The 16,370-nt window shown below is 58.7% G+C and carries 14 protein-coding genes; 4 read left to right on the top strand and 10 right to left on the bottom strand.

All coding sequences use genetic code 11. The annotated features are described in order from the left end of the window. The first annotated feature begins 7 nt into the window (after positions 1 to 7). Positions 8 to 721 carry an ABC transporter ATP-binding protein gene (locus EDE09_RS22670; protein ID WP_105369972.1) on the top strand — a complete coding sequence of 238 codons (714 nt, stop codon included), beginning with the start codon at positions 8 to 10 and terminating at the stop codon, positions 719 to 721. Further along, positions 711 to 1,913, top strand: a complete 1,203-nt coding sequence (locus tag EDE09_RS22665) for an ABC transporter permease (protein WP_112803239.1) — start codon at positions 711 to 713, stop codon at positions 1,911 to 1,913. The genes EDE09_RS22670 and EDE09_RS22665 overlap by 11 nt, the downstream gene beginning before the upstream one ends. 56 nt (positions 1,914 to 1,969) lie before the next feature. Here EDE09_RS22665 and sufA read toward each other — a convergent pair whose 3' ends face one another. The 8 genes from sufA to EDE09_RS22630 form a co-directional block, all read right to left on the bottom strand. Further along, positions 1,970 to 2,359 carry a Fe-S cluster assembly scaffold SufA gene (sufA, locus tag EDE09_RS22660; protein WP_112803237.1) on the bottom strand — a complete coding sequence of 130 codons (390 nt, stop codon included), beginning with the start codon at positions 2,357 to 2,359 and terminating at the stop codon, positions 1,970 to 1,972. Between the two features lie 76 nt (positions 2,360 to 2,435). Then, entirely contained in the window at positions 2,436 to 2,816 is a 381-nt protein-coding gene (locus tag EDE09_RS22655; protein WP_105369975.1) for an SUF system Fe-S cluster assembly protein, read from the bottom strand. A 12-nt stretch (positions 2,817 to 2,828) separates the two neighbouring features. After that, complete coding sequence (locus EDE09_RS22650) at positions 2,829 to 4,070, bottom strand: cysteine desulfurase (protein WP_112803235.1); 1,242 nt, start codon at positions 4,068 to 4,070, stop codon at positions 2,829 to 2,831. Position 4,071: 1 nt separating this feature from the next. Beyond that, complete coding sequence (sufD, locus tag EDE09_RS22645; RefSeq protein ID WP_112803233.1) at positions 4,072 to 5,346, bottom strand: Fe-S cluster assembly protein SufD; 1,275 nt, start codon at positions 5,344 to 5,346, stop codon at positions 4,072 to 4,074. A gap of 21 nt (positions 5,347 to 5,367) precedes the next feature. Further along, a complete protein-coding gene (gene sufC, locus EDE09_RS22640; protein ID WP_105369978.1) occupies positions 5,368 to 6,123 on the bottom strand; it encodes a Fe-S cluster assembly ATPase SufC in 756 nt (251 codons plus the stop codon). Positions 6,124 to 6,176: 53 nt separating this feature from the next. Further along, positions 6,177 to 6,341 carry a hypothetical protein gene (locus EDE09_RS28335; RefSeq protein WP_165924260.1) on the bottom strand — a complete coding sequence of 55 codons (165 nt, stop codon included), beginning with the start codon at positions 6,339 to 6,341 and terminating at the stop codon, positions 6,177 to 6,179. A 26-nt stretch (positions 6,342 to 6,367) separates the two neighbouring features. After that, the gene (sufB, locus tag EDE09_RS22635) at positions 6,368 to 7,837 is read right to left on the bottom strand and encodes a Fe-S cluster assembly protein SufB (protein ID WP_105369979.1); all 1,470 of its coding nucleotides are present in this window, start codon (positions 7,835 to 7,837) and stop codon (positions 6,368 to 6,370) included. 148 nt (positions 7,838 to 7,985) lie between these two features. Beyond that, entirely contained in the window at positions 7,986 to 9,152 is a 1,167-nt protein-coding gene (locus EDE09_RS22630) for a cysteine desulfurase family protein (RefSeq protein WP_112803231.1), read from the bottom strand. 257 nt (positions 9,153 to 9,409) lie between these two features. On the opposite strand from EDE09_RS22630, the gene EDE09_RS22625 reads away from it, so the two are divergent. Further along, positions 9,410 to 10,087: an alpha/beta hydrolase gene (locus EDE09_RS22625; protein ID WP_105369981.1), complete on the top strand. Its 678-nt coding sequence runs from the start codon at positions 9,410 to 9,412 to the stop codon at positions 10,085 to 10,087. A 41-nt stretch (positions 10,088 to 10,128) separates the two neighbouring features. Here the strand turns inward: EDE09_RS22625 and EDE09_RS22620 are convergent, their stop codons facing one another. Beyond that, positions 10,129 to 11,316: a diguanylate cyclase gene (locus EDE09_RS22620; protein ID WP_112803229.1), complete on the bottom strand. Its 1,188-nt coding sequence runs from the start codon at positions 11,314 to 11,316 to the stop codon at positions 10,129 to 10,131. A 272-nt stretch (positions 11,317 to 11,588) separates the two neighbouring features. Here EDE09_RS22620 and tyrS point away from each other — a divergent pair, with 272 nt between their 5' ends. Further along, on the top strand, positions 11,589 to 12,842 hold the full coding sequence (tyrS, locus tag EDE09_RS22615) for a tyrosine--tRNA ligase (RefSeq protein ID WP_112803227.1): 1,254 nt from the start codon (positions 11,589 to 11,591) through the stop codon (positions 12,840 to 12,842). 46 nt (positions 12,843 to 12,888) lie between these two features. Here tyrS and EDE09_RS22610 read toward each other — a convergent pair whose 3' ends face one another. Further along, the gene (locus EDE09_RS22610) at positions 12,889 to 16,290 is read right to left on the bottom strand and encodes an AsmA-like C-terminal region-containing protein (RefSeq protein WP_132412999.1); all 3,402 of its coding nucleotides are present in this window, start codon (positions 16,288 to 16,290) and stop codon (positions 12,889 to 12,891) included. Between the last annotated feature and the right edge of the window lie 80 nt (positions 16,291 to 16,370).

Here is a 16,370-nt window from a genome sequence, read left to right as displayed (position 1 = left end):
CGATCCGATGCAGGCCCCTCTCATCGAGTTCAGGCAGGTTTCGAAGTTCTACGGCCGCGGCGAGGCGACGATCCGCGCGCTCGACCATGTAGATCTTTTGATATCGCAGGGGGAATTCGTATCGATCATGGGACCGTCGGGGTCGGGCAAGTCCACCTGCATGAACGTCATCGGAGGGCTCGACGTACCATCCTCGGGCGAATATCTTTTTCAAGGAATGCCAACCAGCGGTTTTGATCGCACTCAATTGACGCTGCTGCGCCGACATATGCTTGGCTTCGTATTCCAGGGTTTCAATCTGTTGGCGCGAACGTCCGCGGTCGAGAATGTGGAATTGCCGTTGACCTATCGCGGCATGGACGCTCGCGAGCGCCGAACGCGCGCCATGGCCGCACTGGAGCAAGTGGGACTGAAGGGACGGGAAAATCACACGACACAGGAACTGTCCGGCGGCCAGCAACAGCGGGTGGCGATTGCCAGGGCGATCGTCACCGACCCGGCGGTTCTGCTCGCCGACGAGCCGACCGGTAACCTCGATACCAGAACCAGTACCGAGATCATGCACCTGATCACCCGCCTCAACAACGAGCGGGGCATTACCGTGATCATGGTGACGCACGAGGAAGACATAGCAGCTTATGGCCGACGTCTTCTGCGCTTCGTCGACGGCCGCCTCACCTCGGATGAGGTTGGTCGAAAGGAGGCGGAAATTGTTCATTGAGACGGCAAAACTTGCCTGGCGCGCCATCAGCAGGAATATATTGCGCTCATTCCTGACTGTACTCGGTGTCGTTATTGGCGTTGCGGCCGTCATCGCCATGGTCACGATCGGCAATGGCACCACGGCCCAGGTAAAAACCGAGCTCCAGCGACTTGGCACCAACACGCTGTTCGTGCGGCCCGGCCAATGGGGGCCGGGCCGCGCCAGCACCGAGGCCAAACGCTTCGACGACAAGGATGTGGAGGCGATAAGGGATCAGGTATCGGGCCTCAGAGCTGTTGCGCCGATCAACCGCGGTACCGCCACCGTTGTGGCCGGTGGCCAGAACCATTCGACCAGCGCAATCGGCACTACCAACGACTACCTGATCGCGCAGGACTGGGATCTGGTATCCGGACGCGAGTTTCTGCCCGCGGAGGAGCGCGGGCAGGCCGCCTGCATCATAGGAGAGACCTTGCGCAAAGAGCTCTTCGGATCGGCTGATCCGGTCGGACAGACAATCAGGGTCAGCAACGTCTCCTGCCCCGTCGTCGGACTGCTTGCCGCCAAGGGACAGTCGGGCATGGGAGATGATCAGGACGATACGGTGCTGATGCCGCTCAAGCTCCACCAGCGGCGGATCGGTGGCACGACCACGATCTCCAGCATCGTCCTCTCTGCCCACGACGGCGTCTCCACCTCCGGGGTTCAATCGGATGTGGAAAGCCTCCTGAGAGAACGCCGACGCATCGGCATCGGCCGGGAGGACGATTTCTCGGTCAATGACATGTCGCAGATCGCCTCCACCATGACCGGCACTACAATGCTTCTGACGGGGCTCCTTGGAGCCGTGGCTGCTGTGAGCCTTCTGGTGGGCGGGATCGGCATTATGAATATCATGCTGGTCTCCGTAACGGAGCGCACGCGCGAAATCGGCATCAGGCTGGCGATCGGGGCGTTGGAAAATCAGGTCTTGATGCAGTTTCTGGTCGAAGCGGTGATGCTGTCCATCTTTGGGGGCGTGACCGGCATTCTGATGGGCCTTCTGCTCGCTTACGGTGTCGTCAGCGTTCTCGGCGTGCCCTTCGTAACGAGTCCCTCTATCATCTTTGTGGCCTTTGCCTTCTCGGCAGCAATCGGCATGATCTTCGGCTATTTTCCGGCTCGCCGTGCGGCCCAGCTTAACCCGATAGAGGCGTTACGGCACGAATAGCCGACGAAAAAAGAAAGGGCCGAATGGCCCCTCTCCTCGTCAGCATTTTATAGCAATTAAACGTGGGTTTCGGCTTCACGCTGCTTGGCAAGCGCGGCAAGGTCGGCGGGCTTCAATTCGACCGACTCACCGCAGCCGCAGGCCGATGTCTGGTTGGGATTTACGAAGGTGAAGCCCGAACGGATTCTGCTGATTTCGAAATCCATTTGCGTGCCAAGAAGATAAAGCACCGCAGAAGGCTCGACCCAAACCTTGGCGCCATCATGCTCGACGAGGTCGTCCTTGGGATTGGCGGTCGTGACAAGATCGATGGTATATTCCATGCCGGCGCAGCCGCCCTTCTTGATCCCGACGCGCACACCCTGCGCTTCCGGTCCGGACCCGGCCACAATCTGTTTGACGCGCGCGGCAGCGGCGTCAGTCATCGTCATCACAGCAAAGCCCATGGGCCTATTCTCCTTCCACAGCCGGATTCAAGGTCCGGTGCTTCACGGTTCAATGTAATGTTCGGTCGTAAACGGATCAATACCAGCCGACGGCGACCTGAGCCTCCTCCGACATCCGTTCCGGCGTCCAAGGCGGATCGAACGTCATTTCCACCTCCACCCCGGAAACGCCCTCGACAGCGCCGACCGCGTTTTCCACCCAGCCGGGCATCTCCCCCGCCACCGGGCATCCGGGCGCCGTCAACGTCATGACGATCTTCACCATTCGATCGTTTTCGATATCGATCTTGTAGATGAGGCCCAGTTCGAAGATATCAGCCGGGATCTCCGGGTCATAAACCGTCTTCAGCGCAGCGATGATATCGTCGCTGAGACGCGCCAGCTCCTCTGCCGGAATGGAGGATTCGATGATCCCCTCCCGGGCGTCCCATTTCAGTTCCGTTTCATCGACAGCCATGACAACGATTCCTCAGGCAAAGAAGTTACGCGCATAATCCAGCGCATCGGCAAGGGCATCCACCTCTGCACGCGTATTGTACATGCCGAACGATGCCCGGCATGTGGAGGTGACGCCAAAACGTTTCAAGAGCGGCATGGCGCAGTGCGTGCCGGCTCGCACGGCAATCCCCTTGCGATCGATCACCATGGACACGTCATGCGCATGGATCCCGGCAAGCTCAAACGAAAAGATGCTGCCCTTGCCGGGCGCATTTCCGATGATTCGCAAGGAATTGATCGACCTCAGCCGCTCCGCCGCATAAGCGGCGAGATCCGCCTCATGCCGAGCGATGGAGGCACGACCGATCTTGTCCATGTAATCGAGGGCGTAACCAAGTCCGATCGCCTGGACGATCGGCGGAGTGCCGGCTTCGAAACGATGCGGCGGATCGTTGTAAGTGACGGTATCCTCCGCCACCTCGAAAATCATTTCCCCACCGCCCTGGAATGGCCGCATCTCCTTCAGCCGGTCCGTCTTTCCGTAAAGAACGCCGATGCCCGACGGACCGTAAAGCTTGTGGCCGGTCATCACATACCAGTCGCAATCGATGTCGCGAACATCGACCGGCATGTGCACCGCCCCCTGGCTGCCGTCGATCAAGACCGGAATACCCCGCTCGTGCGCGATACGGCAGACTTCCTTTACGGGAACGATCGTGCCGAGTGCATTCGACATATGCGTGATCGCGACAAGCTTGGTCTTCTCGGTCAGCGATCTTTCAAAGTCCTCGATATGAAACGCACCCTCGTCATCCACCGGCACCCATACCAATTTGGCGCCCTGCCGTTCGCGGATGAAATGCCAAGGCACGATATTGGAATGATGCTCCATGATCGTCAGAACGATCTCGTCGCCTTCGCCGATGACAGGCATACCCCAGCCATAGGCGACGGTATTGATTGCCTCTGTCGAATTCTTGGTGAAGACGATCTCGTCGACAGAGCCGGCATTCAGGAAGCGGCGCACTTTTTCGCGAGCCGATTCATAGGCCTCCGTCGCCGCGTTCGAGAGGTAGTGCAGGCCGCGGTGGACGTTTGCATATTCACTGGAATAGGCGTGGCTGATGGCGTCGATCACCACCTGCGGTTTCTGCGCTGACGCGCCGCTATCCAGATAAACCAGCGGCTTCCCATGGACCATCGTCGACAGGATCGGAAAATCCCGCCGGATCGCTTCCACATCATAAGTTGCCGCCGGATTGCTCTGGTCCATGTCAGGCATGCCTTTCAAGCCAGGACGAAATAACGCTTTCCAGCGCCTCGACCAGCTTTTCGTCCTCGAATTCCTCGACGATTTCCGCCACGAAGGCGTTGACCAGCATGGCCCGTGCCTTGTTCTCCGGAACGCCGCGCGCCATCAGGTAAAAGAGATGGTTGCTGTCGATATCGGCAACCGTCGCGCCATGACCGCAAATCACGTCGTCAGCGAAGATTTCAAGCTCCGGTTTTACCGAGAAGCCGCCGTCGTCCGAGAGAAGCAACGTGTTGCAGGCCATCTTGGCATCGGTTTTCTGAGCATCCGGCGCAACCCGGATCATCCCTTGGAAAACACCGTTGGCCCGATCGAACACGACGTTGCGGATGGTCTCGGTCGAATTGGTGTGGGGCACGTTGTGGCCGAGCATCAGCGTAACATCCGTGTGGCTCTCGCCACCGAGAAGGTTGACGCCGCGCAAGGTCAATTCGGCGCCCTCGCCCTCAACGTCGATCCGCAACTCCTGGCGAACGAGTTTGCCGCCGGCATTGATCACGAAAAGCCGGAGCTTGGCTTTCCGCCCCAGTTTGACGCGGATCTGGCCGAGATGGGTATCTGCTGCGCCCTGCTGCTGCACGATAATCCAGGTGACTTCCGCATCGTCATCCAGCCGAATGTCACTGATCGAGGAGACGAGAGCCGCGCCCTCCGTCACCGCCCGATGACGTTCGATGATCGTCGCTTTGGAAGCGGCCCCGAAGGAAACCGGGAAGCGCGTGTGAATCTGGCCGCCCGCGTGCAGGACCTGCAGTTCAAGCGGTTGCTCGAGTTCAATATTTGCCGGAATCGTAAGAGCAAAACCGTCCCGCACGAAGCTGCCGTTGATCCGACCGATCGCATCGTCATTTCCGAGTGCGGCCAGATCCGCGACAGCCGAGCCATCGGTAAGTTTATTCTTGTAGACGGCGACTTCGATGCCGTCCGCAGATGCCTTCGGATCCGCAACCCCCTGCACGACCGAGAAAATCTTCGAGCCGTCGACCAATGCCGTGATAGGATCGACCGCTGCCACAGGCGTAACGTCGGGGACCTGACGCAGCAGGCTCTTGAGGTCGGTATAGTGCCAGGACTCAATCCGGCGGGTGGGAAGACCGCCCTTCTTGAGATCATCCAACAACCGGTCACGGGTGCCGATGACGGCTCCATTCCCTGGAAATTCTCCGATCTGGGCCGCGAATGCTTCGACCAGTGCGGTCTCGGCAGCCGTCAGGCGACTTGTCGTCTGCATATTCATGACAACGTCTCTCCTTGGCGCTTAAGCCGCTTCTCCGATGATATCGGCATAACCGTTCTCTTCCAGTTCCAGCGCCAGCGACTTATCGCCGGAGCGGATGATCTGGCCCTTGTAGAGGACATGCACGCTGTCCGGCACGATATAATCGAGCAGGCGCTGATAATGGGTGATAACGATGACCGCTCGGTCCGGCGATTTCAGCGCATTGACTCCATCGGCGACGATCTTCAACGCATCGATATCGAGGCCGGAATCCGTTTCGTCCAGCACGCAAAGCTGCGGCTCCAGCAGCGCCATCTGCAGGATTTCCGCGCGCTTCTTTTCACCGCCGGAGAAACCGACATTCAGCGGGCGGCGCAGCATGGCCTGGTCGATCTTCAGCTTCTCTGCAGCCTCCTTGACGCGGCGGATGAAATCCGGCGTCGTCAGTTCCGCTTCGCCGCGCGCTTTGCGCTGCTCGTTCATGGCGACCTTGAGGAACTGCATGGTGGCAACACCGGGGATTTCCACCGGATACTGGAACGCGAGGAAGATCCCCCTGGAGGCACGCTCGGCCGGGTCGAGCTCAAGGATGCTCTCGCCGTTATAGAGGATGTCACCTTCGGTGACTTCGTAGTCCTCGCGGCCGGAGAGAATATAGGAAAGGGTCGATTTGCCAGAGCCGTTCGGCCCCATGATGGCCGCGATCTCGCCCGCCTTGACCGTCAGGTTCAAGCCGCGAATGATTTCGGTGCCGTCCTCGGCAATACGGGCATGCAGGTTCTTGATCTCAAGCATGATATTTTTCCATTCGTTCTTTGTCTCAGTGAGGCCAGAAATTTGGCCAAAATTCAAAAGCCGAGAGCGCTACGGACCCACGGCAGAAGGAAGACCGCGATTGCGCCCACCGCAAGGCCCCACCCGGCCCGGGCTGCACGCCCTCCGAAGTTCGGCGCAAAGGCCGCGAGAAATCCGCAGATCAGGGCGTAGTAGACCAGATTGAGGGGATCAAACATGCCCGCGACCCTCTTGCCGTCACGTGTTAGCCAACACTTCCTTCCAGAGAAATCCCGATCAGCTTCTGCGCTTCGACGGCGAACTCCATCGGCAGTTCCTGGATCACTTCCTTGACGAATCCATTGACGATGAGCGCAATCGCCTCTTCTTCCGGAATGCCGCGCTGCATGACATAAAACTTCTGATCGTCTGAAATCTTCGACGTGGTCGCTTCGTGCTCGATCTTTGCCGAAGCGTTCTTGACGTCGATATACGGAACCGTGTGCGCGCCGCACTTGTCGCCGATCAGCAACGAATCGCAGTTGGTGAAGTTCCGCGCGTTCTCGGCCTTGCGATGGATCGACACCTGGCCGCGGTAAGTATTGTTGGATTTACCAGCGGAAATGCCCTTCGAGATGATGCGGCTCGACGTGTTCTTGCCGAGATGGATCATCTTGGTGCCGCTATCGATCTGCTGGTGGCCGTTCGATACCGCGATCGAATAGAATTCGCCGCGGCTGTCGTCGCCTCGCAGAATGCAGCTCGGGTATTTCCAGGTGATCGCCGAGCCGGTTTCAACCTGCGTCCAGGAAATCTTGGAACGCGCTCCGCGGCAATCGCCACGTTTGGTGACGAAATTGTAGATCCCGCCCTTGCCCTGGGCGTCGCCCGGAAACCAGTTCTGTACCGTCGAATATTTGATTTCGGCGTCATCGAGCGCAACCAGTTCGACCACGGCCGCATGCAATTGGTTTTCATCGCGCTGGGGTGCCGTGCACCCTTCGAGATAGGAAACGTAGGCGCCTTCTTCCGCGATGATCAGCGTGCGCTCGAACTGGCCAGTGTTCTTCTCGTTGATACGGAAGTAGGTGGAGAGCTCCATCGGGCAACGGACGCCCTTCGGCACGAAGACGAAAGATCCATCAGTGAAGACCGCCGAATTCAGCGTTGCGTAGAAGTTATCCGACGCCGGAACGACGGAGCCGAGATACTTCTTGATAAGTTCTGGATGCTCGCGGATGGCTTCAGAAATCGACATGAAGATCACGCCGGCCTGCTGAAGTTCCTTTTTAAAAGTTGTGACGACCGAAACCGAATCGAAGACGGCATCGACGGCAACCCGGGTTTTCTGGACGCCCGCGAGGATCTCCTGCTCCCTAAGGGGAATACCGAGCTTCTCGTAGGTCTTCAGAAGCTCCGGATCCACCTCTTCGAGGGAGGTCGGGCCAGTCACGTTCTTGGGTGCCGCGTAATAATAGATGTCGTTGAAGTCGATCTTCGGGTAGGTGACGCGCGCCCATGTCGGCTCTTCCATCGTCAACCAGCGACGGTAGGCCTCCAGGCGCCATTCCAGCATCCATTCCGGCTCCTGCTTCTTGGCCGAAATGAAGCGAATGATATCTTCCGAAAGCCCCTTCGGCGCCTTGTCCACTTCGATGACGGTCTCGAAGCCGTATTTGTACTGGTCGATGTCGATCCGGCGGACCTGTTCGACTGTTTCCTGGACAGCAGGCATATTCATTCTCCAAATCTTGCCGGTTCAAATTCCGACAATTCTTGTCATCGTCACGGGCGGCAGCTGCCACCCTATGTAAGCGCCAGAAGGCTGTTTTCACACCTTTTGGCAAGTGGAAATTTGCGCTTCCGCAAATTTACCGATCGGCTCAAGCGGCCTCTCCCGCCGGTTTTCGCCGAGCAGCGATCTTCGCGAAAGCAGCGAGTGCGCGTGCAATATCATCGCTCGTTGTATCCGCGCCCAGCGAAATTCGTAGAGCTCCGAGCTTCGGGTCGTGCCCCATGGCCGTGAGAACGTGGCTCTCGCCAACTTTTCCGGAAGAGCAGGCCGAGCCTGCCGACAGTGCGATACCTTCCAGATCGAAGGCGATTTGCCCTGTCTCCGACTTCAACCCTGGCAGGGTGAAAAAGGACGTATTGCAGACGCGGCCAACTTCGGCGCCGTGAATGATGACATCCGGGGCGGCCTGACGCATGCCTTGCTCAAGCTGGTCTCGCAGGGTGGTTATGGCGGAGCTGCGCTGCCCGAGATCGTCCAGCCCGGCCTCCGCAGCGGCGCCGAACCCCACGATCGCGTGAAAATTCTCGGTCCCCGAGCGATGACCTTTCTCCTGACCGCCGCCCCGGATCAGCGGCTTCGGCATCAGAGCCTCGCCACGCGACACCAGCGCACCCGCGCCCTTCGGCCCACCGATCTTGTGCGAGGACAGGATCAGAAAATCGGCGTCCAGCGCATTGATGTCAACTGGGATACGACCGACTGCCTGCACGGCATCGACGACCATCAGCCCGCCGTGGGCATGCACCAGACGAGCGACTTCCGCGACCGGCTGCACGATGCCGGTTTCGTTGTTGACCAGCATGAGAGCGACCATCGGGAGGCCTGAGCTTCGATCGTGGAGGCCAAGGATTTCCTCAAGGGCCGGCAGATCCATGACGCCATCACGTGTTACCGGAACCTCCGAGAGCCTGCCGGGCTCGAAGCGCCCGCCCTCGCGGATTGCCGGATGCTCGATAGCCGAAACATAGAGATGGCTAACTATCAGGGGAGCGCGACCCATCAGGAAGTCCGAGGTCAATACGTGATTGGCCGCTTCCGTAGCACCGCTCGTGAAAATCACATGCGCGGGCTCACCCCCCACCAGCGCGGCCACCTGCCGGCGCGCCTTGTCCATCGCAGCACGCGCGGCTCTTCCTTCGCCATGCACAGATGACGGATTGCCCGGCAACCGAAGCGTATCCATCATGGCGGCACGAGCTTGCGCGCTCAAAGGCGCGGTCGCGTTCCAGTCAAGATATATACGGTTCAGCGCCATTGGCCTTTTGGTTTCCGCTTCTAAATAGGAGTTGGGTAAGGGGCGGCAGACAGGGCGCCCCCGCATTTTCCTTGAAATTTCCTTGAGCCTTGCCTTATGAGACATCGCATCGGGCGTCACTTCAAAGATGCCCAAAGTTTCGAATGGTTCTAAAGTTGGTTTTAGAAAAGCTGAGCGGCTTCGTCAAGTCAAACTCGACGTGATGACCGATTTAGAACCTTAGAACGTAGAACCTTAGCACGTTGACCGGAGTACCGATGCCCGAAGTCATTTTCAACGGCCCCGCTGGCCGCCTGGAGGGCCGCTATCAGCCTTCCAAGGAAAAGAGCGCTCCCATTGCGCTTATTCTCCATCCTCATCCGCAGTTCGGCGGAACGATGAACAACCAGATTGTCTACCAGCTCTTCTACATGTTCCAGAAGCGCGGGTTCACGACGCTCCGGTTCAATTTCCGCAGCATCGGACGCAGTCAGGGCGAGTTCGATCACGGCGCGGGAGAACTCTCGGATGCCGCTTCTGCATTGGACTGGGTACAGAGCCTCCACCCGGACTCGAAGAGCTGTTGGGTAGCGGGTTATTCATTCGGCGCCTGGATCGGCATGCAGCTTCTGATGCGCCGTCCGGAGATCGAAGGGTTCATGTCGATCGCTCCGCAACCCAATATCTACGACTTCTCCTTCCTCGCCCCCTGCCCCTCCTCGGGCCTGATCATCAACGGCGATGCCGACAAGGTAGCGCCGGAAAAGGACGTCAATGGCCTCGTAGAAAAGCTGAAGACGCAAAAAGGCATCCTGATCACCCATCGCACCGTCGAAGGCGCCAACCACTTCTTTAACGGCCGCGTCGAAGACTTGATGTCGGAATGCGAGGACTATCTCGACCGTCGCCTCAATGGCGAACTTGTCCCGGAACCTGCTGCCAAGCGAATCCGCTGATTTTATCAAAAGCTTTGGGCCGCCGCTTCGGCGGCCTCTTGCTATTTCACGATCTTGATGGGTGCAGATCTTGGAAGCGCGGACGGTGTGGCCTGCCGGACGCAATTGCGGCCGGAGCGTTTTGCCTCGTAAAGAGCGTCATCCGCGTTGCGCATGGCATCGACAAATTCCTGGCCTTGCTCGACTTCGGCCACCCCGAAACTTGCGGTGACACTGAAGGAAGGCGAGAGTGCGCCGATCTGAATACCCATCGTTCCGCTCCTGAGAGCATTGGCTAGCAACAGGGCCATTTCCGCTGTCGTGTTCGGCATGAAGACAGCAAACTCTTCGCCGCCGATGCGTCCGAGCACCGCACTTTTCGGAGCCATCAGTTGCAGGAGATCGCCAAACGCTCGGATCACCAGATCGCCGCCATGATGCCCATAGGTGTCGTTGATGTTCTTGAAATAATCCAGATCGCATATGATGACTGCATGCCGGGCATTCGCCGCATGCGCCATGGCAGCCTTCACGCCGTTTTCGAAGCCGCGTCGATTGGGCAGCCCGGAGAGCGCGTCCCTCTCTGAATTGCTGCGTTCGTCGGCCATGATCTCCAGCACCAGGACCGAAAGCAGGGTCAATCCGACCGCCACGACGAGAACGGCTGTCGAACTCTGCGAGATCAGGGCGTAGTTGGTGTGGATATAGTCCTTGGCGGTCGTTCCCGCCCCGGAAAGTACTGCCAAACCCGCCTTGGCAAAAAAATGCAGACCGGTCACCAACAGCAACGCCCCTAGGGCTCTGTCGATTATCAGTCTGCGGGTGGACAGGAAAACAGATGCCGCCCCTGTCAGTACCACGATCGCGAAGGGCGCCTGGTAAGAAAAAGCATGGGCTACGGTGCCGCGCGGCAAATCGTATATCCACATGTCCAAAACAGTGCTTGCGGCCAAAAAAACGCAGGCATAGGCGAATTTGATCTTGCGGCCATAAAGCTCTCCCACCCCGATCAGAAGAAGAAGCAGGCCGCCCAGCACAGCTGCGAAGGCACCGAAGGCCCAGAATCTTGTCAGCTCGGTATAGGCAACAAGTAGTTCGCACAGCGATGACAGCGATGCGACTGCAAAACCTGCCGCAAACCATAGCGCAGCAGTTCGTGAGCGGCTTCGCGTCGAAACCACGACGAAGACCAGGGAAAAGCAGATGGCGATGACAAAATTCACCGCCAGGAGAAAGGCCGGACCGTTCATCAACCAATCACTGCAGCACCCCGCACCCACCCGTTTAGCGTGTCAGAAGATAGTAAAGCCTCAAAAACAAAAAAACGTTAATGTTTAGCTATGCAGAAGCAAGAGATCCGCACCATGTTCTAGATCAACCCCATCGAGAGCCGAATCTGTCTCTGCGGATGCGTCATTACGGAATTTGAACATCCTCGGCGTCACTTTTAAAGTGATCAGCGGGAAAAACAGTGCTAGACGCCCGGCACATATCCAAAACACCATCCTGCCAGAGATAGATCATGTCCAGGTTCAAGTCCGATTTCCTACGCACGCTCGACGAGCGCGGTTTCATCCATCAGGTCTCCGACGATACAGGCCTCGATGAGCTGTTTTCAAAGGAAACCGTGACGGCATATATCGGCTATGATCCCACAGCTTCGAGCCTGCACGTGGGCCATCTCACCCAGATCATGCTGCTCCACTGGCTGCAAGCCACCGGGCACCAACCGATCTCGCTGATGGGCGGCGGCACCGGCATGGTCGGTGACCCTTCCTTCAAGGAGGAAGCCCGCAAGCTGATGACGGTTGAGATGATCGAGGACAACATCGCCTCGCTCAAGCACGTCTTCGCTAATTACCTCGACTACGATCGCGAGCTCAATCCGGCTCTGATGATCAACAACGCCGACTGGCTGCGTCCTTTGAACTACCTAGAATTCCTGCGCGACGTCGGCCGGCATTTCTCGGTCAACCGAATGCTGTCGTTTGACAGCGTCAAGACACGTCTCGACCGCGAGCAGTCCCTGTCCTTCCTCGAATTCAACTACATGATCCTGCAGGCTTACGATTTTGTCGAACTGGCGAAACGCTACGGCTGCCGGCTGCAGATGGGCGGCTCGGATCAATGGGGTAACATCGTCAACGGTATCGACCTCGGTCACCGCATGGGGACGCCTCAGTTGTATGCGCTGACCTCGCCGCTGCTGACCACCTCTTCCGGCGCCAAGATGGGCAAGTCGGCGTCCGGCGCGGTCTGGCTGAACAAGGATCTTCTGCCCGTCTATGACTTCTGGCAGTACTGGCGCAATACCGAGGACGCGGACGTTGTCCGCTTCGCAAAGCTGTTCACCACGTTGCCCATGGATGAGATCGCCAAGCTTTCGCAGCTAGGCGGATCGGAGATCAACGAAGCCAAGAAGATCCTTGCCACGGAGGTTACGGCGATCCTGCACGGCCGTGCCGCAGCCGAGGAGGCAGCAGAGACGGCGCGCAAGACCTTCGAAGAGGGCGCACTTTCCGAAAATCTGCCCTCTGTCGAGATGCCGGCTGCCGAGCTTGATGCCGGTATAGGACTGTTGACCCTGATCGTTCGTGCGGGATTGGCCGGGTCGAACGGCGAAGCGCGTCGTCACGTCCAGGGTGGTGCGGTTCGCATCAACGACCAAAGCGTGAGCGACGAACGCAAGATGATCGGCACCGGTGAGGTGACCGCCGATGGCGTCATCAAACTGTCGCTCGGCAAGAAGAAGCATATCCTTGTCCGTCCGATGTGATCGGAGGCACGAGAGACTTCCCCGAGGGCCGCAGTTGCGGCCCTTTTTATTGGAATTCAAAGATCTGTCGGAAGATACCGGGTGCAATCAGCGACAGCGGATTGACCGTCAGCCGCGGTTTGTCGAAAGGCCCTTCGAGCTTAAAGGTGATGCCGAGCAGGCCGCGATCACGTCCGTTGCCAAGGATGGCGCCGATGATCGGCAATTCTCCGAACAGACGGTTCAGCCCGTAGGCCGGCATGAAGGTGCCGGTCATATCCATATTGCCCTTGCTGTCGCGCACCAGCCCCTGGAACGTCGCGCCGATCTGCTCGCCGCGCACCACGCCATTTTCCACCGCAAGCGCGCCGTTGCGGTAAAGCAGGCTTGCGAAACCCCGCTGGAATTTCGCCGAAGTCACGTCGATGTTGCGCTTGGTCGCGGAATTCAGGCTGCGGCCTTCTGGGTCGGGCGTAGACACAAGCGACTGGAGTTTCGTCTCGTTGACGAGGGAGAAGCTTCTCAAGTCCAGCGAGCCTGCCCAGGCTTCGCCCTCCGCTCTCAGCCGAAGATTCAGGAGCCCGCCTCGCAGGTTGTTGTAAAGGTTCATGAAGCGAATAACGGCACCGGCATCGCCGCTGGTAAGGGAAATTGTATCGCCGCGGCTCATTTCGCTGACGACCGCTTGCCCGCTTTCCGTGATACCGGAAAAATCGGCCTTCGAGATACTCCCGTTTCGGCTCGAGAACAGCATCGACACATTCGACAAAACCTGGTCGTTAAATCCGATCAGGTGCTCAAGCTTGGCGCGGACCGTAGCGTTATCCTGGTCGTCGCGACCGCGGCCACCGCCGCTTCCACTCACTTTGTCAGCCTTGAGCCGCGTAATGACCGGACGGACGTCTACGGTTGATCCTGTGATCGATATGTCGAAGCTGTCCTTCCCGCGTTTCACCGCAACCGCATAATTGTCTGCTGGCGAAAGTTGCACATGAGAAAACTCAGCCGCTGTCAGACTGTCTCGGTTGAGAGACAGGTTGCCGCGAGCACCGAATCCTTCTCCGGAGAGTTCGAAATTCCGGATGTCTGTATGTTCGCCCGCCTCAGAGAGTTCGAATTGCGCCTTGGCCGGTATCCCGCTGCCTTTCGTCCAACCGAGCCACGGAACGGAAAGCGTCGCCCGGGCAAGATCCAGCGCCACGGTCTGGCGCGTTTCGTCGACCCAGGTCCACTGTGCAGATATCGATCCGTCGACAATTTCCGACAGGCCGGGCGCCAGCTTCCGACGCTGCTCGTTGTTGAGGACGGTCTTGATGATCCGCTCGCGCTTGGCGCGCGAGGCCGAATCGATCGGTTCGGCGAGCGTGATATCGGCCGGTACATCGTCGATCGTGCCTTTTGCGACAAGCCGAGCGACCTGCGTGTCGACATCCAGAGTTCCGTTGAGAGCGCCGATCTTACGCCCGGAGAACTCCGGCGCGAGGCTGACGTCGTCAAGCTCCGCGTGGGCGTTCCAGGTCGGTTCGGGCGGGTTGTGGGCCTTGATAAGGCCCATGCGCGCCCTCAGGTCCACCCGTGCGTTCCCGGAGAAGTCCTCCGGTTTGAACTCTGTCCCCTTGAGTGCGCTGATTGGCCGAAAATTTGCAAGTTCCGTCACCGCGTCGGCTGGTCCCGCGAGCTTCAGGAAAAGGTCCGCCATCAACGGTTTTGCGTAGGTGGAGGGAATGGAAAAGCGGCCACCATCCACGACGACAGAGCGGCCCGACGGGAAAAAGGACATGGCACGTGCGATATCCACTGCCAACGCCTCTCCTTTGAGATCGAAGCGACCGTCGATATCGCGGAGCGGAGGGATGTCGCCTGGCAGGTTGATACGGGCATCGGCAAGGTCAAAATTGATCTGCAATTCGTTCTGGTTGAGATCCATGGGAACGCCCGGCCCTTTCATCCGGCCAGCCGGAATGAAGACGGCGATCGAACCATTCGTCACCGTGCCGCCGAACATATTGTCCATCACCCATTCACGCGGCCTTCGCGCCATCCAGAACGGCCAAAGCTGTTTTATCGCCGTGACTTGCATCTGCGGCAATTGAGCCCCGAAACTGATTTCCGGCGACTGTTCTCCAAAACGGACCTTGAGAGCCCCCGCCATCCGTCCCATGGGGCTGGAGACCGCCATCTCATCGAATTGCAGTTCGCGGTCTGCGGAGAGGTAACGCCCGTTTGCCTTAAGATCGAAGCGCGTGGGCTCTTCACTTTCCGTGGCTCCGACGGCGGTCCCGCCGCTGATCAAAAGATCGAGGCCGAAACCGACACGCTTGTCGTCCGGATTGAGCCTGTTGAGGTCAATCACGGCGCCGGTAAACGGAAGGATGGTCGGCCCGAAACGCGCCTCCGATCTCAGAAGCTCGATCGAGTTCTTCGAAAAATCGTAGGCAACATTGATCGTTGCGCCTGTAAATAACTGTTGAAGCCCATCGAAATAGAAATGCCCGGGAGATTGACGCAACATCGCCGTGATGCGCGGCTGTGTCATCTCGCGCGCCCGGACCGCGGCGAGATCCAGATCAAGCGACCCTTCGATGCCTTCACGAGGAGCGCCGTCTTCGGTTCGCTGGAGCAGAAAAGGTGTCACCTCCAGTCCAGCCAACCTCGCCGATAAGGATGTGGTGACACCTTCAATCGTCTTCGACGCGGCCGTCAGCGTAGCGCGACGGCCATTGAGGCTTATCGCGCCAGTGACCTCAACCTCACCATCGAGGCTGCGGGCCAGTTTCAGATCGTCCACGACAAGTGCGATCGGCTTGCGCCCCGGCGCCGCAGGAAGAAGGATCTCGATTCCGGATATATCGATCGAACCGGTCCCTGTTCGCTCCATGAGGCCCCGCGCTTCGTCAAAACGCTGGAAAGCCTGCTCGAGGAGCGCCGGCATGCCGTCGACCCGGACTTCCGACAGCGGCAGGGGGTCTCCCGATGGCAATTGCGCGGTATCGAGGCGGATATCTTCTGCCTCCATATGCTTGATCGATATGCGCCCGCTTAAGAGAGCGAGAGGATCGATTGCCATACGCATGGCGCCGGCACGGCTCAGATGTTCGCCGGTTGCCTGCTCGACGATGTCGACATTGCGCGCTTCCAGGGCAAGGCGAAGGCCGGAGTCAAAGCGGATGGCCGTAGAACCGACGGTCGCGGCATACCGCGGACCTATCGCATCGTTGAGCGCGGCCTGGGCGCGTGCCGAAAGCGTGCTGTCGGCGACGCCTCCTTCGATTGCGAAAATGGCGCTGCCCACTGCAAGTATGACCAGCACCACGAACAGTGCAACAACCTTGCTGAATCTCTTCATCCGCGTTGGCAAAGGCGGACAATTCAAGATAATCGGATCTTCAGCCCGGGCCGAGGGAAGTTCGTGCAGTGGAACGATGTCCTTGCGGTTGAAGTCGACCCTTTCTCCGCGAATTTCCGCCATCAGGTTGAGATCTGTCTTTCCATATTCGCGTGTGTGGCTGGACGCCTCGCCGGCCACTATATACCGATTGCGGCGAATAT

The organism is Neorhizobium sp. S3-V5DH (genome assembly GCF_004343065.1).
Taxonomy (GTDB): domain Bacteria; phylum Pseudomonadota; class Alphaproteobacteria; order Rhizobiales; family Rhizobiaceae; genus Neorhizobium; species Neorhizobium huautlense.
Note: the sequence above shows the minus strand (reverse complement) of the source record. Positions and strands in the feature narration are given on the sequence as shown.